At 64.6% G+C, this 21,258-nt stretch carries 18 protein-coding genes; 14 read left to right on the top strand and 4 right to left on the bottom strand.

The features are described 5' to 3' along the window. Positions 1-188: 188 nt before the first annotated feature. The 4 genes from urtA to HWE04_RS15220 form a co-directional block, all read right to left on the bottom strand. On the bottom strand, positions 189-1,442 hold the full coding sequence (gene urtA / locus HWE04_RS15205; RefSeq protein ID WP_241812909.1) for an urea ABC transporter substrate-binding protein: 1,254 nt from the start codon (positions 1,440-1,442) through the stop codon (positions 189-191). A 416-nt stretch (positions 1,443-1,858) separates the two neighbouring features. Beyond that, positions 1,859-2,686 (bottom strand): ferritin-like domain-containing protein, encoded by an 828-nt coding sequence (locus tag HWE04_RS15210; protein WP_241812910.1) that lies wholly within the window; start codon positions 2,684-2,686, stop codon positions 1,859-1,861. A 147-nt stretch (positions 2,687-2,833) separates the two neighbouring features. Further along, a complete protein-coding gene (locus HWE04_RS15215) occupies positions 2,834-4,555 on the bottom strand; it encodes a sensor domain-containing diguanylate cyclase (RefSeq protein WP_006464623.1) in 1,722 nt (573 codons plus the stop codon). Positions 4,556-4,577: 22 nt separating this feature from the next. Next, a complete protein-coding gene (locus tag HWE04_RS15220; protein ID WP_446719236.1) occupies positions 4,578-5,864 on the bottom strand; it encodes an ABC transporter substrate-binding protein in 1,287 nt (428 codons plus the stop codon). A gap of 480 nt (positions 5,865-6,344) precedes the next feature. Here HWE04_RS15220 and HWE04_RS15225 point away from each other — a divergent pair, with 480 nt between their 5' ends. The 14 genes from HWE04_RS15225 (at position 6,345) to HWE04_RS15290 (ending at position 21,258) form a co-directional block, all read left to right on the top strand. Next, positions 6,345-7,568, top strand: coding sequence for a Bcr/CflA family multidrug efflux MFS transporter (locus tag HWE04_RS15225; RefSeq protein WP_234295087.1), 1,224 nt, complete (start codon positions 6,345-6,347; stop codon positions 7,566-7,568). Between the two features lie 282 nt (positions 7,569-7,850). Further along, a complete protein-coding gene (locus HWE04_RS15230; protein ID WP_241812913.1) occupies positions 7,851-8,546 on the top strand; it encodes a FadR/GntR family transcriptional regulator in 696 nt (231 codons plus the stop codon). 97 nt (positions 8,547-8,643) lie between these two features. Continuing rightward, a complete protein-coding gene (locus HWE04_RS15235; RefSeq protein ID WP_006464619.1) occupies positions 8,644-10,305 on the top strand; it encodes an ABC transporter substrate-binding protein in 1,662 nt (553 codons plus the stop codon). Positions 10,306-10,464: 159 nt separating this feature from the next. Continuing rightward, complete coding sequence (locus HWE04_RS15240; RefSeq protein ID WP_006464618.1) at positions 10,465-11,418, top strand: ABC transporter permease; 954 nt, start codon at positions 10,465-10,467, stop codon at positions 11,416-11,418. 1 nt (position 11,419) lies between these two features. Continuing rightward, complete coding sequence (locus HWE04_RS15245) at positions 11,420-12,325, top strand: ABC transporter permease (RefSeq protein ID WP_006464617.1); 906 nt, start codon at positions 11,420-11,422, stop codon at positions 12,323-12,325. Further along, positions 12,322-13,413, top strand: a complete 1,092-nt coding sequence (locus HWE04_RS15250; protein WP_241812914.1) for an ABC transporter ATP-binding protein — start codon at positions 12,322-12,324, stop codon at positions 13,411-13,413. Before HWE04_RS15245 ends, HWE04_RS15250 begins: the two co-directional genes overlap by 4 nt. Continuing rightward, a complete protein-coding gene (locus HWE04_RS15255; protein ID WP_241812915.1) occupies positions 13,406-14,404 on the top strand; it encodes an ABC transporter ATP-binding protein in 999 nt (332 codons plus the stop codon). Before HWE04_RS15250 ends, HWE04_RS15255 begins: the two co-directional genes overlap by 8 nt. Positions 14,405-14,479: 75 nt before the next feature. After that, a complete protein-coding gene (locus tag HWE04_RS15260; protein ID WP_241812918.1) occupies positions 14,480-15,685 on the top strand; it encodes an amidase in 1,206 nt (401 codons plus the stop codon). Beyond that, the gene (locus tag HWE04_RS15265) at positions 15,672-16,187 is read left to right on the top strand and encodes an ureidoglycolate lyase (protein ID WP_241812919.1); all 516 of its coding nucleotides are present in this window, start codon (positions 15,672-15,674) and stop codon (positions 16,185-16,187) included. Before HWE04_RS15260 ends, HWE04_RS15265 begins: the two co-directional genes overlap by 14 nt. A 147-nt stretch (positions 16,188-16,334) precedes the next feature. Next, positions 16,335-17,231, top strand: coding sequence for an EamA family transporter RarD (gene rarD / locus HWE04_RS15270; protein ID WP_241812921.1), 897 nt, complete (start codon positions 16,335-16,337; stop codon positions 17,229-17,231). Between the two features lie 40 nt (positions 17,232-17,271). Continuing rightward, the gene (ettA, locus tag HWE04_RS15275; protein ID WP_077237293.1) at positions 17,272-18,939 is read left to right on the top strand and encodes an energy-dependent translational throttle protein EttA; all 1,668 of its coding nucleotides are present in this window, start codon (positions 17,272-17,274) and stop codon (positions 18,937-18,939) included. Positions 18,940-19,111: 172 nt separating this feature from the next. Beyond that, entirely contained in the window at positions 19,112-19,390 is a 279-nt protein-coding gene (locus HWE04_RS15280; RefSeq protein WP_006464610.1) for a hypothetical protein, read from the top strand. Positions 19,391-19,627: 237 nt separating this feature from the next. After that, entirely contained in the window at positions 19,628-20,542 is a 915-nt protein-coding gene (gene panS / locus HWE04_RS15285) for a ketopantoate/pantoate/pantothenate transporter PanS (protein ID WP_006464609.1), read from the top strand. 125 nt (positions 20,543-20,667) lie between these two features. After that, entirely contained in the window at positions 20,668-21,258 is a 591-nt protein-coding gene (locus HWE04_RS15290; protein WP_006464608.1) for a hypothetical protein, read from the top strand.

Genomic DNA, 21,258 nt, shown 5'->3' on the forward strand with positions numbered 1-21,258 from the left:
GCATCGTCGGGCGTTCTTCTTGTGGAGGGAGGAACGTGCGGCGGTTGGAGCGCCTTCGATACGCCGCCCACGCGGCTACTCAGATCGGACGGTCCGTGGGTTGTGCAACAAGGACCCGTTCGGACTGAGTAGCCGCAACGCGGCGTATCGAAGGCGCTCCGAAAGAACGCCTTGCAACTACAACAAGCTTAGTTCTTCTGCTTGCTTTCGTTACCCGGGATATACGGGCTCCACGGTTGCGCGCGGATGGTGGTCTTGGTCTTGTAGACCACGTTGAACTGACCGTCGGCCTTGATTTCGCCGATCATCACGGGCTTGTGCAGGTGGTGGTTGGTCTTGTCCATTTCCAGCGTGTAGCCCGACGGTGCCTTGTAGGTCTGGCCGCCCATGGCCGCGATCACCTTGTCGGTGTCGGTGGACTTGGCCTTTTCCACGGCCTGTGCCCACATGTGGATACCCACGTAGGTGGCTTCCATCGGGTCGTTGGTCACGACGGTATCAGCGTTGGGCAGGTTCTTGGCCTTGGCGTATTCCTTCCACTTCTTGATGAAGGCGGTGTTGACCGGGTTCTTCACCGACTCGAAGTAGTTCCAGGCAGCCAGGTGGCCTACCAGCGGCTTGGTATCCACGCCACGCAGTTCTTCTTCACCCACAGAGAATGCCACCACCGGCACGTCGGTCGCCTTCAGGCCGGCGTTGCCCAGTTCCTTGTAGAAGGGCACGTTGGAGTCGCCGTTGATGGTCGAGATCACAGCGGTCTTGCCACCGGCCGAGAACTTCTTGATGTTGGCCACGATGGTCTGGTAGTCGGAGTGACCGAAGGGGGTGTAGACCTCGTCGATGTCGGAGTCCTTCACGCCCTTGCTGTGCAGGAAGGCGCGCAGGATCTTGTTGGTGGTGCGCGGGTAGACATAGTCGGTACCCAGCAGCACGAAGCGCTTGGCGCCGCCACCTTCCTTGGACATCAGGTATTCGACCGCAGGGATGGCCTGCTGGTTGGGCGCAGCACCAGTGTAGAAGACGTTCTTCTCCAGCTCTTCACCTTCGTATTGCACCGGGTAGAACAGCAGGCTGTTCAGTTCCTTGAAGACCGGCAGCACCGACTTGCGCGACACCGAGGTCCAGCAACCGAACACCACCGACACCTTGTCCTGCGAAATCAGCTGGCGAGCCTTTTCTGCGAACAGCGGCCAGTTGGAAGCGGGGTCAACGATCACCGGTTCCAGCTTCTTGCCCATCACGCCGCCGGCGGCGTTGATTTCGTCGATGGTCATCAGGGCCACGTCCTTCAGGGACGTTTCGGAGATGGCCATGGTGCCCGACAGCGAGTGCAGGATACCGACCTTGATGGTGTCGGCCGCGAAGGCGGAGGGCAGCCAGGAGGATGCGGCCAGTGCGAATGCGCCCAGTGCGGTGGCTTTCAGTACGGTACGACGTGACATGTGGTGCTCCCTCGAGAAAAGTTTTGGAAGATTTTTTTCACTGCCCAGTCGCTTTAGCAGAATGCGTGCCAATGGCGCGCCACGGGCGCAGGCCTGCATCAAAGCGGGGCGGGACGAGACGGCGGGAGGGAGAAATGTTGTCAGCCGGAACAGATTTGCGCACCAAAGGTGAGCGCAATTGTCGACAGCGTCATGGTGCAACGGCAATATTCACCAAGCTGGCGCTTCTTGATGCCCGATCTTGGGGCAAGTCGCCAGGCGCCAGCCCAGGCGGGTTTGGCGTGATTTGGAGAGGATCGCACCGGGCAGCAGGCGGGCCGTCAGGATTGTTAACAATGGGATCCGGCCGGATGCGGGGTACTGCACTTCATGGGCTCCTTGCGGCCCCTGCAGCCGGACCATCCATTGCAGGGCGTTCAGCGCAACAGCACGTGCTGCATGAATTGCCGCAGGGGAAATTCGATCATGTTCTGTAGCGCTACCGGCAGCTCCAGCGGCCGCATGATCATCTTGATGGTGGTCTCGGGTTTGAGATTCACGCGCACCGTGCGGCTCATGCGCGAGGCCAGTTCCTTGAGCCGCACCGGGTCGGCTGCCAGCTCCGGCTTGTGCATCATCACCACATGGCGGATGGCGCAGTCGGCGTCCTCGTTCTTGAGTTCCAGCGTACGCCGGCTCAGGGTGCCGAAGACGCGCGAGCGGCCGATGTTTTCCTGGCGGCGGTAACGGCGGAAGTACTGGTAGAAGTGCTTGTAGTGGTTGACCTCGTCAGTGGCGATCAGGCCCGCCAGGTGCTTGAGTACCGGCTCGTCCGTGGCACGCGCCAGGGCGCGGTAGTAGGTGGAGGTCCCGGTCTCGACCACGCAGCGCGCCGCCAGCTCCTGGGCGCGGGTGGGTTCGAGCAGCTCGACCTTGCAGTAACCGGAATACTCGTCGAGGAAGCTTTGATAGGCACGCTGCCAGTCGAACTCCGGCCAGACGTGTTCGACATAGGCGCGCAGCGCCGCGCCGTGTTGCAGTTCTTCCTTTTCCCATTGTTCGCGCAGCCAGCTCTCGACCTCGGCATCGCCCTTGTAGTATTCCACCAGGTTGTGCGTGTAAAGGTCCGAACCGCTTTCCACGAAGGAGGCACAGGCGACCAGATAGAACAGGTCTTCATCGTGGCGTACGCGCTCCAGGTCAATGCGGTTCAGGTCGATGTCTTCGATGGTCCAGTGTTTTTTTTCTTGGCGACTCGGGTTCATCTGCTATACCTCTCTCAAGGGTGACGGGTTGGCATAGCGGTATGATGCAGCGCACGGTCAATGGTTCAGGGCGGAATAGCCGCGCTTTATCAAACTTTACAAAGGGACTTCCATCGTCAGCGCTTTGTCAGCAGGCAGGAGTCGGACTCACAGGTTGCGTGTGGCATCGCTGCCCAGCACCACCCGGTTGCGGCCCTGGTATTTGGCGTGATACAGCGCCTGGTCGGCAATGCGTACCACCTGCTCGGCGGTGGTGCTGTCGTCGGCCTGCAGGGCGGCCACGCCGATGCTGGCGGTGATGTAGCCGGAGGGCGAATCGGCATGCGGCAGCTTCAGTTCGAAGATGGCCTGGCAGATGTTCTCGGCCTGCTGCAGGGCATGCGCGGTATCGCTCTCGGCGATGATGACGCTGAACTCCTCGCCACCGTAGCGGGCCACCAAATCGGTCGCCCGGCGTGAACTCTTCTGCAGCACCCGCGCCACGATGCGCAGGCATTCGTCGCCGGCCACATGGCCATAACGGTCGTTGTATTTCTTGAAGTAATCCACGTCCAGCATCAGCAAGGCCAGCGGATGACCGGAGCGCACCGAGCGCCGCAGCTCATTGACCAGCACCTCGTCGAAGCGTCGCCGATTGGCCACGCCGGTCAGCCCATCGGTGGCCGAGAGCGCTTCCAGCTTCCGGTTGGCGCGCTCCAGCTCGTGCGTGCGCAGCGCCACCTGCTGTTCCAGTTCTTCCTTGTTCTGCTGCAGCTTGCCGGCCATCTCATTGAACTTGCGCGAGAGCACGGCGATCTCGTCGCCCCCTTCCTGCGCCACCCGCACCGTGGTATCGCCGCTGCCGGCTTCCTTCATGGCACCGACCAGCCGCTGCAGCGGTACGCTGATGCTGCGCGCGATCAGCGCCGAGAGCAGCAGCGAGACCGCAAAGCAGCCCAGGCCGATGGCGATGATCTTGTCGCGTACCGAACGGGTGTCGGCGTTGAGCTTGTCGCTGGGCGTGGTACTGACCACCCACCACGACGAGTGTGGCAGCTTGGCGATGGCGGCGTAGTAGCGTGTCTTGTCCAGCCCGGTATAGGCGATGAAGTCGCTGGTGCGCCGTTGCGACAGGCTTTCCGAGATGCCGCTCAGCAAGGCCGGATCGGCGGTGCTGGCGCTGCCGTCGCGCCCCTGCACCACCACCGTGCCATCGCTGGCGTCGACGATGAAGATGCTGGAGTCATAGCCCAGTTCCACGCCCTCGAAGATGCTGAAGAAATAGCTCGGCCTCACTCCCACGAACAGATAGCCGGCCGGACGGTTGTTGCCGGTAAAGCGGATCTCACGCAGCATGGCCACGCTCTTCTGGCCGTGGCCGGCGTGATAGAGCGTCCACCAGGCGCGCCCACCCAGGTCGGGGGCCTCTTCGGCCACGCGGCTGATGCTGCCGGCCAGCGGCGCGAAGATCTGCGGATCGATGACCTGGCGCCGCCGGTCCAGCAGGTATTTCTGGTTGACGTCAGGCAAGGCCCCATAGGTATCGAGCAGCACCCGAGCTACGCCGCTGCGGGCCGCCGCACTGGCGGCCTCATGGCCGCTGTAATAATCGCCCAGCAGGCGCTGTAGCTTGTCCGAGAGCGCCAGTTCCTCGCTGGTGTCCTCGATCTTTTCCATGCGCAGCAGCAGGTTCTGTGAAATCTGCCGGGCTACCTGCACCGAGTAGGCGCGCACCTTGTCCTGGGTCGCGCGGCTGGTCTCACGGTAGGCCAGCAGCCCCGAGATCAACAGCGGCACCAGCGACACCAGGATGAAGGAATTGATCAGCCGATAGCGGATCTCGATCCTGCGCAGGAAACCCAGGGAGAGGAAGTCTAGCCGTCTATGCATGGAACATATCCTGTCTCCCGCCTCACTTGCCCGCCAGGCCGGCCTGTTCGGCGATGGAATCCTGCAGTGCACGCGCGGCCTGCGCCGGCATGGAGCTGCCCGCCAGGACTGCCTGCAGCTGCTTATGCAAGACCTCGATGGTATTGACCGGTAACAGCGAGTAGTACAGACCGGGCGCATTGGTGCGCGCCGCGTCGCGTGTCATCTCGTCCAACAGCGCAAACAGCGCCCGGTCGCCCTTGACGTCGCCTGCGATCACGCGGAAGGGCGGGATGTTCTGGCGCTTGCCCTGCCAGATGCTCATGCCCGGGCCATACAGGAAATCCAGGAACTGCGCCGCGACTTCCCGGTGCCGCGCGCTGCTGCCCTGGGCCACGGCAAAACCGGTCTCGCTGCCGATGACCGGCCTGATGGGCTGGCCCTTGTCGTTCCACGGTGGCACGAAGACGCCCACCCGCATCCCGCGCCCATGCATCAGCATGCCTGCCGCCCAGGTTCCCTGGAAGGTCATCGCCACACGGCCCTCGGCAAACTGGTTCAGGGTGGCATCGTATCCGGCGCGCAGGCAGTCGGCCTGGACCATCTTCTGCTCCACCAGCGTACGCAGGCGACTGAAGATGGAAATGCCCTGCGGGTTGTCCAGCTGCAAGCTGCCATCGGCGATACGGGCGCGCCAGTCTGGGACATTGGCCGCAATGGCATTGGCAAAGCCATAGCTGAACGGCCCATTGCCCAACATGTTGGGGAAGGCGCCCGACAGGGCCAGGGGCGTGAAGCCGGCCTTTCGCAGCGTCGCACCGGTTGCCAGGAAGGCCTCGAAGTCGGTTGGCGGCGCGGTGATGCCGGCGCGCTCGAACATCTCGCGGTTGTAGTAGATCAGCGTGGTGGCGATACCCGAGGGGATGCCGTAGCGCCGGCCGCCCGGCGCGGTCCACTCGCGTTGCAGGATGTCCAGCAGATTGTTCCAGGCGCGTGTCTGCCCGAGGTCGGCCAGCATGCCCTGATCGGCCAGCTCGGCGGTGTAGGGGCTGGCGTTGACGGAGATGATGTCGGGCAGGCTGTCGGTGGCCGCACGGGGCTTGAGATTTTCCTCGACGGAATTGCCGATCATGAACTGCAGGTCGATGCGCACATCGGGATGATCGCGGACAAATGCATCGGCCACCCGATGCATTTCCTCCGACCAGTCCGGCGCCCACACCAGTGCCGTCAGCACCAGCGGTCCGGACGACTCGGCGCGATCGACCGTCTGGCTGGCCGCCGGCTCGGCAGCGCCATCATCGCCGCCTCCGCAGGCGGCCAGCAGCAATGCCGCAGCCACCCTGGCAATGACGAGCTTGAGGCCGGCGAGGGTCTGTCCTGTCAAGTCCGCCGGCCAGCCGCCTGATCGACGGCTTCCGACGGGCGCGCGTGTAATTGATGGCGTAAATCGGCCACGCATTGATTTCCCCTGCGGCAAAGATCTTTTTTGTTCTACAGCAACGTGCCGCACCGTATCGCCGGCGTGAGGCTCGCACTGCGCCTACCTGCCGCTCCCTGCATGGAGTCCCGTGATCTGAAAACGATGCGAACGAGTGTGCCAGCTTTTGTGCGAACCTGCACGAGCGCTGTTTGATTTTATTGTCCGGGCTCAGTTTTTTCTTGGCGGCAAGCTCGCATTACTTGATGCAGTCCGCTGATGGAAGCAAGCCGGCACTTTATAATACGGCCCTCACGCCATCAGGCCGCAGCGGTTCACTTCGAATGATCCACGCCTTCGCGCGCAATGCGGCTGCCTCGACAATTCCACATGCACAACAACGATCAATCGCTCTCGACGGGCAAATTTCCTCCATGGCTGGCAGTCCTGGCCGCGCTCACCGCGATGGGCGCCCTGGCCATCGACATGTACCTGCCCAGCTTCACCGCCATCGCCCAGGACCTGGGTGTGGGGACCAACCTGGTGCAGCTCACCCTGGCCTCCTTCCTGATCGGCCTGGCGGTGGGCCAGATGTTCTATGGCCCGTTGTCGGACCGCTTCGGGCGCAAGCCGCCGCTGTTCTTCGGTATCGCGCTGTACTTCGTCTGTTCGCTGCTGTGCATCTTCGCCCAGAACATCGAGACCCTGATCGTGCTGCGCCTGTTCCAGGGCCTGGGCGGCAGTGCCGGCATGGTGATCCCGCGGGCCATGGTGCGCGACCGCATGGGCGCGGAAGGATCGGCCAAGGCCTTCTCGATGCTGATGCTGGTGTTTGGCCTGGCGCCCATCCTCGCTCCCTTCATCGGTGGCCTGATGCTGGTCTTCGCCAGCTGGCGCGGCATCTTCGTGGTGCTGACCATCTTCGGGCTGCTGTGCATGGCAGGTACACGCAAATACCTGACCGAAACCGTGGATGTCACTCGTGCCGAACCGCTGCACCTGGGACGCACGCTGCGCCAGTACTGGGGGCTGCTGCGGCATCGCCAGTTCATGTCCTATGTGTTGTGTGGTGGCCTGGTGCAGGCCGGCATGTTTGCCTACATCGCCGGCGGCCCGTTCGTGGTGATCGAATTGCACGGCATCAAGCCGCAATACTTCGGCTTCGTGTTTGCCTCCAATGCCATCGGCCTGATTGCCGCCTCGCAGATCAATGCACGGCTGGTGGTCAAGCGCTCGGCCGAGCGCGTGCTGGGCAAGGTGCTGTGGGTGCCGGCCGGCCTCTCCCTGCTGGTAGCGCTGATGGTACTGGCCGGCCTGGAGAGCTTGCCGCTGCTGCTGTTCGGCTTCTTCGGCTTCCTCACCGCCTACGGCTTCACCGGCCCCAACGCCACCGCCATCGCATTGAAGCACCAGGGCCGTCAGGCCGGTACTGCGGCCGCGCTGATGGGGACGCTGCAATTCGGCATGGGGGTGTTGTCCGGCGTGGTGATGAGCCTGTGGCATGACGGCACCGCCTTGCCGCTGGTCTCGGTGATGGCCATCTGCGGTATCGCCGCCTTCCTGCTGTATCACCTGGTGGCCAAGCATGAGCCGGTGACACCGGCGGTCCAGTAAGGCCGCGATCCTGCTGGCAGTACTCATGCAACCCGGCCATGCGCCGGGTCTTTTTTTGGGCGCGGCCTGCCCGATTTTCGGGATGACACTTCACGCATGAGGTGCGTCACTGCATCAATACCGCTCATGACGCATGGCACGTCAGCCCTCGTGCGGTTTCCCTGCATGCCTGCCAAGGCCTTGTTGTGCAAGGCTTTGCGGCTTGCGTGGGGGAAGGTGGCACGCTCGTTGCTGTAGAGGTCTTCGCGGTCTGACCAGTCAGGCCAATCCGAGGACGCCACCATGAGCATGCCCAATATCGCAGCACAGACCTTGCAGCGCCAGATTCTCAGCGGCACCTATGCCGCCGGTGAGATGCTGCCCAGCCAGCGCGAGCTGGCCGAGTCGATGGGCATCAGCCGCGCGTCCCTGCGCGAGGCCCTGTCGATGCTGGAAGCGCTGGGCTTCATCCGCTCCGTGCCTGGCAAGGGCACCCTGGTCGCCGAGCGCCAGGATGGTCGCATCGCACCGCCGCTACCCTCCGTGGGCGAGGAAGACAGCAGCGCCCCCGAACTGGATCTGGCGGCCGTGTTCCAGCTGCGCCACGTCCTCGAATCGGCGGCCGCCGCGCTGGCCGCGCGCCACATCACCGCCCATGCCACGCCGCGCCTCTGGGGCATCCAGGCCCGCTTCGAGGATGCGCTCAAGAATCTCGACCTGGTCAGTGCTTCGCATGCCGACCTGGAATTCCATCAACTGGTCGCCGAACTCTCCGGCAACCCCGCCTTTGTCCAGGTGGTGCGCCAGTTCGAACGTCCCATCAGCCACAGCCTGCGCGTGCCATTTGCCGATCGCGAACGCATCTGGGCGCCCGCCGTGGAGCACCGTGTCATCGCCGCTGCCATCTCGGCAGGCGACATTGAGGGTGCGCGCCGCGCCATGCAGGAACACATCGCCAATGCCGCCGAGCGGGTCGGTCTCGGTTTTTCCCCGTCCTGATGTCGGCCAACCGCACTCACCTGGCAAGGTCGCCATCGAGTCCTTTGCGTTTCATCTGTCGTTTCCATCGTCGTCCCTCAACAAGGAAAGCACTGCCATGAAATTTCCCAAGACCGCTACCCTGACGCTGGCCTGTACCCTGGCCTTCGGTACCTTTGCCAGTCTGGCTGCCTTGCCCGCCCACGCCGAAAAGGTGTTGCGCATCGCCATGACCGCCGGCGACATCCCGCGCACGCTGGGCCAGCCCGACCAGGGCTTCGAGGGCAACCGTTTCACCGGCATCCCCATGTATGACGGCCTGACGCAATGGGACCTGTCCAAGGCCGACAAGGCCAGTGAACTGATTCCCGACCTGGCCCTGTCGTGGCAGGTCGATGCCAAGGACAAGACCAAGTGGATCTTCAAGCTGCGTCCCGGCGTGAAATTCCATGACGGTTCGGCCTTCAATGCCGATGCCGTGGTCTGGAACGTCAACAAGGTGCTGGACAAGAACGCCGCCCAGTTCGACCCCAGCCAGGTCGGCGTGACTGCCTCGCGCATGCCCACCCTGCGCGGCGCCAAGAAGATCGACGATCTGACCGTGGAACTGACCACCTCCGAGCCCGATTCCTTCCTGCCGATCAACCTGACCAACCTGTTCATGGCCTCGCCTGCGCAGTGGGACAAGAAGCTGGCCGCCGTGCCGGCCTCGGTGACCGACAAGGCCGAGCGCTCCAAGCAGGCCTGGGCCGCTTTCGCCGCTGACGCGTCCGGCACCGGCCCGTTCCGCATGGCCAAGTTCGTCCCGCGCGAGCGCCTGGAAGTGGTCAAGAATGACGGCTACTGGGACCCGGCGCGCCGTCCCAAGATCGATCGCGTGGTGATGCTGCCCCTGCCCGAGGCCAACTCGCGCACTGCCGCCCTGATGTCGGGCCAGGTGGACTGGATCGAGGCCCCCGCGCCTGACGCGCTGGACGCCATCAAGGCGCGCGGCTTCAAGATCTATTCCAATCCGCAGCCGCACGTGTGGCCGTGGCAACTCTCCTTCGTCCCCGGTTCGCCCTGGCTGGACAAGCGCGTGCGCCATGCTGCCAACCTGTGCGTGAACCGTCCGGCCATGAAGCAGCTGCTGGGCGGTCTCATGGGTGAAGCCACCGGTACCGTGGAACCCGGCCACCCGTGGCGTGGCAACCCCAGCTTCCAGATCAAGTACGACCCTGCCGCCGGCAAGAAACTCATGAGCGAAGCCGGCTACTCGGCGGCCAAGCCGCTGACGGTGAAGGTGCAGATCTCGGCCTCTGGCTCGGGCCAGATGCAACCGCTGCCGATGAACGAGTTCATGCAGCAGAACCTGAAGGATTGCTTCTTCGATGTGCAGTTCGACGTCATCGAGTGGAACACGCTCTATACCAACTGGCGCATCGGCGCGAAGGACCCGAGCGCGCACGGTGCCAATGCGATCAACGTCAGCTTCGCCTCGATGGACCCGTTCTTTGCCATGGTGCGTTTCGTCGATACCAAGGCTGCGCCGCCGACCTCCAACAACTGGGGCTTCTACAGCAACCCGGAGGTGGACGCCCTGATCGCCAAGGCCCGCACCACCTTCGATCCCAAGCAACGTGATGCATTGCTGGCCCAGTTGCACGCCAAGATCGTGGATGAGGCGCCCTTCGTCTGGGTGGCCCACGACACCGGTCCGCGTGCCATCGCCGCCAAGGTCAAGGGCGTGGTCCAGCCGCAAAGCTGGTTCATCGATATCGCCACCATGAGCATGGACTGAGACTGAACCGCGTCAGTGGCGCCACCCTGCACGACCCGGCGCCGCTGACGCTTCCCGTACTTTGACGTTTTTTGCACCTTGACGTTTTCTGCACCATCCCTTGTCTTGCCTTGTTTGCGGCGCTGGTGCCGCTGATCCCGACCCGTCGCCGGAACCGCCATGATCGCCTACCTCATACGACGCACCCTCTACGCCCTGCCCATCATGCTGGGCGTGGCCTTTCTCTGTTTCATGCTGGTCCATATCGCCCCGGGTGATCCGCTGGTCTCGATCCTGCCGCCGGATGCCTCGGCCGACCTGCAAAAGCAGTTGATGGAACTCTACGGCTTCAACCGCAGCTATCCCGAGCAGTTCCTGAGCTGGGTCTGGCGCGCCCTGCATGGTGACCTGGGCAGTTCGATCGCCACCGGCCGGCCGGTGGCCGCCGAAGTGTTCAAGGCGGTCGGCAATACCTTCATGCTGGCCGCCGTGGCCACCCTGATCGGTTTCGTCTTCGGTTCGCTGTTCGGATTCGTGGCGGGCTACTTCCGCAATTCCTGGATCGACCGGCTGGCTTCCTTCATCTCGGTGGTGGGCGTCTCGGTCCCGCACTACTGGCTGGGCATGGTGCTGGTGATCGTGTTCTCGTCCAAGCTGATGTGGCTGCCCGCCACCGGCGCCGGGCCCGATGGTTCGGGCGCGTGGGTGTGGGACCTGGAACACATGAAGTACCTGATCATGCCGGCCGTCACCATGTCCTTCATCCCCATGGGCATCATCGCCCGTACCGTGCGGGCGCTCGTGGCCGACATCCTGTCGCAGGAGTTCGTGGTCGGCCTGAAGGCGCGCGGCCTGTCCGATGCCGGTGTGCTGCGCCATGTGGTCAAGAACGCCGCCCCCACCGCGCTGGCCGTGATGGGCCTGCAACTCGGCTACCTGCTGGGCGGCTCGATCCTGATCGAGACCGTGTTTTCCTGGCCCGGCACCGGCTTCCTGCTGAACCAGGCGATCTTCCAGCGCGACCTGCCGCTGCTGCAGGGAAGCATCCTGGTGCTGGCCCTGTTCTTCGTCGCGTTGAACCTGCTGGTGGATATCCTGCAAACCATCTTCGACCCCCGTATCGAGCGAGCCTGACATGAATCTCACCACCCCCGTCTCCGCCCTCGACACTGCCGATGCGCAGGACGCTACCCTGCGGCGCTCGCGCGGCCACTGGGCCAACGTCGCCGCACGCCTGGTGCGCAACCCCGGTGCCATGATCGCCGCCGGCATCCTGCTGCTGCTGATCTTCGCCGCCGTCGCCGCACCCTGGGTGATGCCCAGTGATCCCTTCGCCACCTCGATGTTTGCGCGCCTGAAACCCATCGGCACCGCCGGTCACCTGCTGGGGACCGACGAACTGGGACGTGACCTGTTCTCGCGCCTGTTGCTGGGCGGGCGACTGTCGCTGTTCATGGGGATCACGCCGGTGCTGCTGGCCTTCGTGATCGGCAGCGCCCTGGGCATCCTGGCCGGTTATGCGGGCGGCTTCACCAATACCGCCATCATGCGCAGCATCGACATCCTCTACGCCTTTCCCTCGGTGTTGCTGGCCATCGCGCTGTCCGGCGCCCTGGGTGCTGGCATCTTCAACGCGCTCACCTCGCTGACCATCGTCTTCGTGCCGCAGATCGCCCGCATCGCCGAGAGCGTCACCACCCAGGTGCGGCGCAGCGACTATGTCGATGCCGCACGCGCCTCCGGGGCCGGTGCCTTCACCATCGTACGGGCGCATGTGCTGGGCAATGTGCTGGGACCGATCTTCGTGTACTCCACCAGCCTGATCTCGGTGTCGATGATCCTGGCCTCGGGCCTGTCCTTCCTCGGCCTGGGCGTGAAGCCGCCCGAGCCGGAATGGGGCCTGATGTTGAATACCCTGCGCACTGCCATCTATACCCAGCCCTGGGTGGCGGCCTTGCCGGGTGCCTTCATCTTCGTGACTTCGATTTCCTTCAACCTGTTGTCCGACGGCCTGCGTTCGGCCATGGAGGTCAAACAATGAGCCTGACTGCCCATCTCCTGAGCGAGGACAAGCAAGACATCGGCGGCCCGCGCCAGCCGCTGCTGGGCGTGCGTGCGCTGCTCAAGCACTTCCCGCTCAAACAGCAGGGCCTGCCCTTCCAGCGGGGGCCGGCCAATGCCGTGCGCGCCGTCGATGGCGTGAGCTTCGACATCATGAAGGGCGAAACCCTGGGTGTGGTCGGTGAGTCCGGCTGCGGCAAGTCCACCACCGCCCGCGTGCTGATGCAGCTGATCCAGCAGGACAGCGGCGAGCTGGTGTTCGACGGCCAGACCGTCGGTTCGCGCGCCTTGCCCCTGCGCCAGTTCCGGCGCCAGGCGCAGATGGTGTTCCAGGACAGTTATTCCTCGCTCAACCCGCGCATGACCATCGAGGATTCGATTGCCTTTGCGCCCACCGTGCACGGCCTGCCGGCACGCCAGGCCATCGCCCGCGCCCGCAGCCTGCTGGCACGTGTGGGCCTGCAGCCGGAGCGGTTTGCCGGACGTTATCCGCACGAACTCTCCGGTGGCCAGCGCCAGCGCGTCAATATCGCCCGCGCCCTGGCCCTGGAGCCGCGCCTGGTGATCCTGGACGAAGCCGTGTCGGCCCTGGACAAGTCGGTCGAGGCCCAGGTGCTGAACCTGCTGCTGGACCTGAAGCAGGAGTTCGGCCTGACCTATCTCTTCATCAGCCACGACCTGAACGTGGTGCGCTTCATCTCTGACCGCGTGCTGGTCATGTACCTGGGCCAGGTGGTGGAGGTCGGTCCGGCCGAGCAGGTGTTTGACGCGCCCCGCCATCCCTACACACGGGCGCTGCTGCGGTCCATGCCCAGCATGGACCCTGCCCGCCGCACCGAGGAAGCCCCGCTGGCGGGCGATCCACCCAATCCCATCAACCCGCCCTCCGGCTGCCGCTTCCATACGCGCTGCCAGTTCGCGCAGGAAGTCTGCAAGCAGCGCGCTCCCAGTTTCGTCGAGGCGACGCCCGGGCATGGCGTGGCCTGCCTGCGTTATGAAGCGGGCAGTGGCTACGACGCCACCGCCTTCGAGGCCGGCATGATCATCGAGGAGCCGCAACATGGCTGAACAAGGCAAGCAATCCATGGTGCGCCTGCAGGATCTGCGCGTGAGCTTCAAGGCGCCCGGCAAGACCATCCGTGCCGTCAGTGGCGTGGACCTGGAACTGGCCGAGGGCGAGGTGGTGGCCCTGATCGGCGAGTCCGGTTCGGGCAAGAGTGTCACGCTACGCTCCATCATGCGCCTGCACCCCGAAGCACGCACCCGCATCGAGGGCCGGCTGGAAGTCGATGGCCGCGACGTGCTGGCCATGAACGGGCGCGAGCTCTCGGCCCTGCGCGGCGATGCGGTCGCCATGATCTTCCAGGAGCCGCTGCTGGCGCTGGACCCGGTCTATACCGTGGGCGCCCAGATCGTCGAGACCATCCGCCGCCATCGCAAGGTCTCGGCGACCGAGGCCCGCGCCCAGGCGCTGGCGCTGTTCGAAAAGGTGCGCATCCCCAGCCCGGAGCGCCGCCTGGATGCCTATCCGCACGAGATGTCGGGCGGCATGCGCCAGCGCGCCATGATCGCACTGGCCCTGTCGTGCTCGCCCAAGGTCTTGCTGGCCGATGAACCCACCACCGCACTGGATGCCACGGTGCAGATCCAGATCCTGCTGTTGCTGCGTGAACTGCAGCGCGAGCTGGGTTTGTCGATCATCTTCGTCACGCACGATATCGGCGCCGCCGTCGAGGTGGCCGACCGCATCGCCGTGATGTACGCCGGTCGCATTGTCGAACAGGGACCTGCCGCCCGGCTGCTGACCCAGCCGCGCCATCCCTACACCATGTCGCTGCTGCAAAGCCGCAGTCATGGCGCCATGCAGAAGGGCCAGCGCCTGCAGACCATTCCCGGTGCGCCGCCGGATCTCGCCAATCTCCCGCCCGGCTGTGCCTTCGCCGAACGCTGCGCCCATGCCCGACCGGATTGCCTGAACCAGCAACCCCCCGAGCTGAAACTGGATGCGCAGCATGCGGTACGCTGTCTGCGTGCGCAGGAACTACAGTTCGCCGCCTGACTGCCGGCTACTGCCTGCCCTGCATCCCGACCATCCCGACTACCCCGAACACTCTGACCTGACAAGGACCTTTGCATGACCGCCGATGCCCACGCCGCTGCTGCTGTCTCCGCCCGCTGTTTCGTCCCCTATCCTCCCGTGCCGCTGGAGAATGCCGCTGCCGGCCCGCTGGCCGGGGTCCGCCTGGCCGTGAAGGATATCTTCGATGTGGCCGGCTACCCCACCGGTTGCGGCAATCCGCACATGCTGGCCATGTCCGGCATCAAGTCTTCTTCGGCGCCGGCAGTGCAGGCACTGCTGCAGGCCGGCGCCCATTTCGTGGGCAAGGTCTATACCGATGAACTGGCCTTCTCCATGAATGGCAAGAACGCCCACTTCGGCACGCCGCGCAATGGCGGTGCACCCGATCGCATTCCCGGTGGCTCCAGTTCCGGTTCGGCCTCGGCGGTCTCCAACGACCTGGCCGATCTGGCACTGGGGACCGATACCGGCGGTTCGGTGCGCGTGCCGGCCAGCCATTGCGGCCTGATCGGCTTGCGTCCTACGCATGGGCGCGTATCGCTGGCCGGGGTCATGGACCTGGCCAGTAGCTTCGACACCTGCGGCTGGTTCGCCCGCGACATGGGGGTGTTCAGCCGCGCCGGCGAGGTCTTGCTGGGCCCTGATAGCGCGCCCCTGCCCGAGCAGCCACGCACCATGGTGGCGGCAGACGTGCTGGCCCTGCTGGAGCCCCGTGTGCAGGAGGTGTTCTCGCATACGCTGGATCGTCTGGCTGGCGTGATCGGCACCCCGCAACCGGTGAAGACCGCCGCGCCTTCCTTCGATACCCTGTACTGGGCCTTCCGCCACATCCAGGGCTATGAAGCCTGGCAGGCCCATGGCGAGCAGATCCGTCGTCATGATTTCCAGCTCGGCCCGGGCGTGGCCGAGCGTTTCTCCTGGTCGGCCACCATCACGCAGCAGCAGATGCAGCAGCATAGTGCGGTGCGCGCCGGCTTCCGCGAAGTCTTCCAGCGCCTGCTGGGCCAGGATGGCGTGCTGCTGTTGCCCAGCGCGCCGGATGTGGCGCCACTGCTGACCGACTCCGAACAGTCCCTGGAAAACTATCGCAACCAGGCCGTGCGCATGCTTTGCCTGGCCGGGCTGTCGGGCTGCCCGCAGATCTCCTTGCCGCTGATGCGCCTGGATGGCGCACCCTTCGGATTCTCGCTGATCGCACCGGTCGGCAGCGACCGTTCCCTGATCCGCTATGCCGCGAGACTGATGCATGAGTGCGCCTGAGCCCACGCCGCGGGTGGTGCTGGCGCAGCCGCTGACGGCACGGGCCTTTGCGCCCTACGGCGACCTGATCGCGCCGGGCGAGGCCGGGCGTGAGATCAACTTCGGCACCACCCAACGTTTCGATGACGTGGCCCGGCTGGATGTAGAGGAGCAGGACGGGCGCGCCTGCGTGGCCCTGTTCCGCACCGACGCGCAGACCCACCGGGCGCCCTATCCCCTGCGCGCCTTCGAGCGCCATTGCCTGGGCAGCCAGAGCTTCATCCCGCTGGGGGCCAGTCGCTGCCTGGCGGTGTTGGCCGGCAGTGGCGACACCCCCGACGAGGCAGCCATCGTCGCCTTCATGATCGAGCCCGGCCAGGGCGTGACGCTGCGGCGCGGCGTCTGGCATCACCCGCTGATCACGGTGGGCGCGGCCGACGTCCTGGTGATCGAACGCGCGGCGGCCAGCGAGGACTGCCAGGTCATGGCCATGACCACGCGCGTGGAAGTGCGGTTGGGCTGATGCGGCTGACGCGGCTCATGTTGGGCCTGGGCAAGCCGCCCCAGGCGAATCCTGCAATAATGACGGATTGTCACCGCCCCGATCAGTTTTGCGCCTGGTAGCCATGTGCGCTGGTCGCGGCCGCCTTCCTTTTTTCCTGTCACCGTCATGCTGCACGCAGTCGCCGCCTCCGTCCTGTGGGGCCTGTTCCCGCTTTACTTCAAGTTGTTGAAGGAGGTTGCTTCCTTCGATATCGTGGTGCAGCGCCTGTTCTGGTCCTGCGTGTTCCTGGCGGGTGTGCTGGCCTGGCGGCGACAGTGGCGCTGGCTGGGGGAGGTGGCGCGTCAGCCCAGGGTGGTGGCCGGTTGCCTGCTGTCGGCACTGCTGCTGAGCGGCAACTGGACCCTGTATGTCTGGGCGGTGAATGCCGGGCGCATCGTCGATACCAGCCTGGGTTACTTCATGAGCCCCCTGATGAGCGTCTTCATGGGCTACCTGATCCTCAAGGAGCGCATGCGCCCGCTGCAATGGCTCTCGGTCCTGCTGGCGCTGGGTGCGGTGCTGTGGCTGACCTTCGCCAACGGCAAGCTGCCGTGGATTTCGCTGCTGATCGCGCTGTCCTTCGCTTTCTATGGCCTGCTGCGCAAGACCGCCCACCTGGGCCCGCTGGAAGGCCTGTCGCTGGAAACCCTGCTGATGCTGCCGCTGGTGCTGCTGTTGCTGGGCATCGATACCGTGCGCGACAGCAATGCCTTTACCCATGCCTCCACCACGGCCCAGGTGCTGCTGGTGCTGTCCGGCCCCATCACGGCGGTACCTCTGTTGCTGTTTGCCCATGGTGCGCGCCGCATCCCGCTGTCCATGCTGGGCCTGATGCAGTACATCTCGCCCACCATCCAGTTGCTGGGCGGGGTGCTTATCTACGGCGAACCCTTCACCGGCGCCCGCGCCATCGGCTTTTGCGTGATCTGGGCGGCGCTCGCGGTATACTCCGCCGAAGGCTTGTGGCGCTACCTGCGCTCGCGCGCACAAAGCTCGACCGAGCCCGGCGCTGGCAGCGCCTGAGCACCGGCTCATCGTTTCCCTCTTACTGGCAACTCATACCATGGCCCAATACGTCTTTACCATGAACCGCGTCGGCAAGATCGTGCCGCCGAAGCGGCAGATCCTCAAGGACATCTCGCTGTCCTTCTTCCCCGGCGCCAAGATCGGCGTGCTCGGCCTGAACGGCTCGGGCAAATCGACCCTGCTCAAGATCATGGCCGGCATCGACAAGGAAATCGAGGGTGAAGCCATCCCGATGCCCAACCTGAACATCGGCTACCTGCCGCAGGAACCGCAACTCGACGCCGAGAAGACCGTGCGCCAGGAAGTCGAAAGCGCCCTGGGCGAAGTCTTCGAAGCCCAGGCCAAGCTGGACGCCGTCTACGCCGCCTATGCCGAGGAAGACGCCGACTTCGACGCCCTGGCCACCGAGCAGGCGCGCCTGGAAGCCATCATCGCCGCCGCCGACGGCAACAGCCTCAACCAGCAGCTGGAAATGGCCGCCGACGCGCTGCGCCTGCCGCCCTGGGACGCCAAGATCGGCGTGCTCTCCGGTGGTGAAAAGCGCCGCGTGGCACTGTGCAAGCTGCTGCTCTCCAAGCCCGACATGCTGCTGCTGGATGAACCGACCAACCACCTGGACGCCGAATCGGTGGACTGGCTGGAGCAGTTCCTGCAGCGCTTCCCCGGCACCGTGGTGGCCATCACCCACGATCGCTACTTCCTCGACAACGCCGCCGAATGGATCCTGGAACTGGACCGTGGCCACGGCATCCCCTGGAAGGGCAACTACAGCTCCTGGCTGGAACAGAAGGAAGCCCGCCTGAAGCAGGAAGAAGCCAGCGAATCGGCGCGTCAGAAGACCATCGCCAAGGAACTGGAATGGGTACGCCAGAACCCCAAGGGTCGTCAGGCCAAGAGCAAGGCGCGTCTGGCCCGCTTCAATGAACTGTCCGAATACGAATACCAGAAGCGCAACGAGACCCAGGAAATCTTCATTCCCGTGGCCGAGCGCCTGGGCAATGAAGTCATCGAGTTCAAGAACGTCAGCAAGGGCTATGGCGACCGCCTGCTGATCGATGACCTGAACTTCAAGATTCCGGCCGGTGCCATCGTCGGTATCATCGGCCCCAACGGCGCCGGTAAGTCCACCCTGTTCCGCATGCTGGCCGGTCGCGAAACGCCGGACAGCGGCGAACTGGTGCTCGGCCCCACCGTCAAGGTGTCGCTGGTGGACCAGTCGCGTGAAGACCTGGGCAACAAGAAGACGGTCTTCGAGGACGTTTCCGGCGGTGCCGACATCCTCACCGTGGGCCGCTTCGAAATGCCGTCGCGTGCCTACCTGGGCCGCTTCAACTTCAAGGGTGGCGACCAGCAGAAGGTGGTCGGCAACCTCTCCGGTGGTGAACGCGGTCGCCTGCATCTGGCCAAGACCCTGCTGCAGGGCGGCAACGTCCTGCTGCTGGACGAACCGTCCAACGACCTCGACGTGGAAACCCTGCGTGCCCTGGAAGACGCGCTGCTGGAATTCGCCGGCACTGTGCTGGTGATCTCCCACGATCGCTGGTTCCTGGACCGTATCGCGACCCACATCATCGCCTTCGAGGGTGATTCGCAGGTCACCTTCTTCGACGGTAACTATCAGGAATACGAAGCCGACAAGAAGAAGCGTCTGGGCGAAGAAGCCGCCAAGCCCAAGCGCATCCGCTACAAGCCGGTCACGCGCTGATCGCTCGCTGATCGCCTGATCGATCCGTACCCGGGAAACGCCGCTGGACGTCGCTGACGTCAGCGGCGTTTTTTTCGCCGGGAGGGAGCGTAAAGAGTTGTAGGGATGCATGACGTGGCCCGTGCCGATGGCTACCATCCCTGCATCACAGGAATCCTCGGGGGAAACGTCGATGAAGACGCGCCAGGTGCTGACCATCTGTCTGCTGCTGGGTGCTTGCGCCAGTTCGCAACCGGTCACGCAGATCGACAAGGACACCTATCTGCTGGTGGCCAGTTCGCGCTGGCACGGCAACGAGGGCGTGGCCATCCAGGGCCTGCAGCAGGCCGACGACTGGTGTCGCCAGCGCGGGCGCCGCGCACGCGTGACCGGCAGTGAGCGCTCCGATGGCGTGATCGGGGTGATGCCGCCCAAGGTGATGTTGACCTTCAAGTGTGATCCATCCCCATAGGAGCGGTTCCCATGGCCCGGGAGCGGGCAGAAAACGCCCTGCGCGGGTAGAATCACGCCCTCGCGCCCACCAGGCGCCCGGTCGAGAAGAGGCCGCCGTCCTATCCCGGGCGCGATGATCTCTCCTTCCTCGTTCGCGTCATCCGCGCACCCGATAAAAAAATTCGCGCCACCTGGCTCCCCGGGCTACGTTTGCCATCGGGTCCCAGGACTGTATCCATCATTCATCCGCCCTGACATGCTCGCCACGATTACCCGCCTCTTCCCCGTGTGGGCGCTGCTGCTTTCCGCCGCCGCCTATTTCTCGCCACCGACCTTCACGCCCCTGGGCAAGTACATCACCCAGCTCCTCACCCTGATCATGCTGACCATGGGCGTGACGCTGACGGTGGACGACTTCAAGCGCATCATCAAGCGCCCCGCGCCGGTGGCTGCCGGCATCATCCTGCACTACCTGGTCATGCCGCTGGCCGCCTGGGTCATCGCCAAGGTGCTGCGCATGCCGCCTGACCTGACCGCCGGCATGGTGCTGGTGGGCAGCGTTGCCTCCGGTACCGCCTCCAACGTGATGATCTATCTCTCGCGCGGCGATGTCGCGCTGTCGGTCACCATTTCCACGCTGTCGGCGCTGGTGTCGGTATTTGCCACGCCGCTGCTGACGGAGCTGTATGTGGACGCTTCCATCCACTTCGACGCGCATGCCATGCTCATGTCCATCGTGCAGATCGTGGTGGTGCCCATCGCCGTGGGCCTGGTACTGAACCTGTTTGCCGGCAACCTGATCCGCCGCATCGAACCCTACCTCTCGCTGGTGTCGATGGTGGCGATCCTGCTGATCATCTCGGCGGTGGTCGCCGGCAGCCAGGCCAGCATCGCCTCGGTGGGCCTGGTGGTACTGGTGGGCGTGATCCTGCACAACGGCCTGGGTTTGCTGGGTGGCTACTGGGGTGGTCGCCTGCTCGGTTTCGACGAAGCGGTATGCCGTACCCTGGCCATCGAGGTGGGGATGCAGAATTCCGGTCTGGCGGCTGCGCTGGGCAAGCTCTACTTCACCCCGGTGGCGGCCTTGCCGGGCGCGCTGTTCTCGGTGTGGCACAACCTGTCGGGTTCGCTGCTGGCCGGTTACTGGCGCGGTCGCCCGCCGCGTGACTGAGCACTGTACTCGCCTGATATTCGCCTGAAACGACGCGGCCCGCTCCCGGATGGAAGCGGGCCGTTGTTCATGGGCCGTTATGTGCCTACAATCGGCCACATTCATCATCCAAGGAAGGGACCATCATGCAAAAACGCCAGTTCATGCGCCTGGGCGCCACTCTGCTGGCGGCACCGGCCGCCCTGCCGGCGCTGGCTGCGGACAAGAAGGCCGGTGGGTCCGGGCCGGTGTTGCTGACCGTCACCGGCGACATCGGCAACAGCAATCGCGGCGCCCTCGATCCGGCGCTGGACCAGATGATGGCCAAGCAGAAACTGAGTTTCGACAAGGCCTATACCTTCGACTTCGCCGCCCTCTCGGCTCTGCCTTCGGTGGAAATCCACCCTACGCTGGAATACGACCGCCGTCGCCATAGCCTGCGCGGTCCCTTGTTGTCGGAGGTGCTGCGCGTCTGTGGCGCCCCCGCCGCGCTGCAGAACTGCGCCCTGCGCGCCGTGGATGGCTATGCGGTGCTGGTGTCCGCAGCCGATATTGCCAAGTACCGCTTCATCGTCGCCACCCACCTGGATGGCAAGCCGATTCCACTGGGCGGGCTCGGTCCGCTGTGGGCCGTCTATGATGCCGACAGCTTCCCGGAGATGACCGCGCGCCCCTTGCCGGAGCGCTTCGGCCAATGCCCGTGGGGCCTGTACCACATCGCCGTGCGCAAGGCCTGA

Source organism: Herbaspirillum sp. C7C2 (genome assembly GCF_022627865.1).
In the GTDB taxonomy this organism is placed as follows: domain Bacteria; phylum Pseudomonadota; class Gammaproteobacteria; order Burkholderiales; family Burkholderiaceae_D; genus Herbaspirillum; species Herbaspirillum frisingense.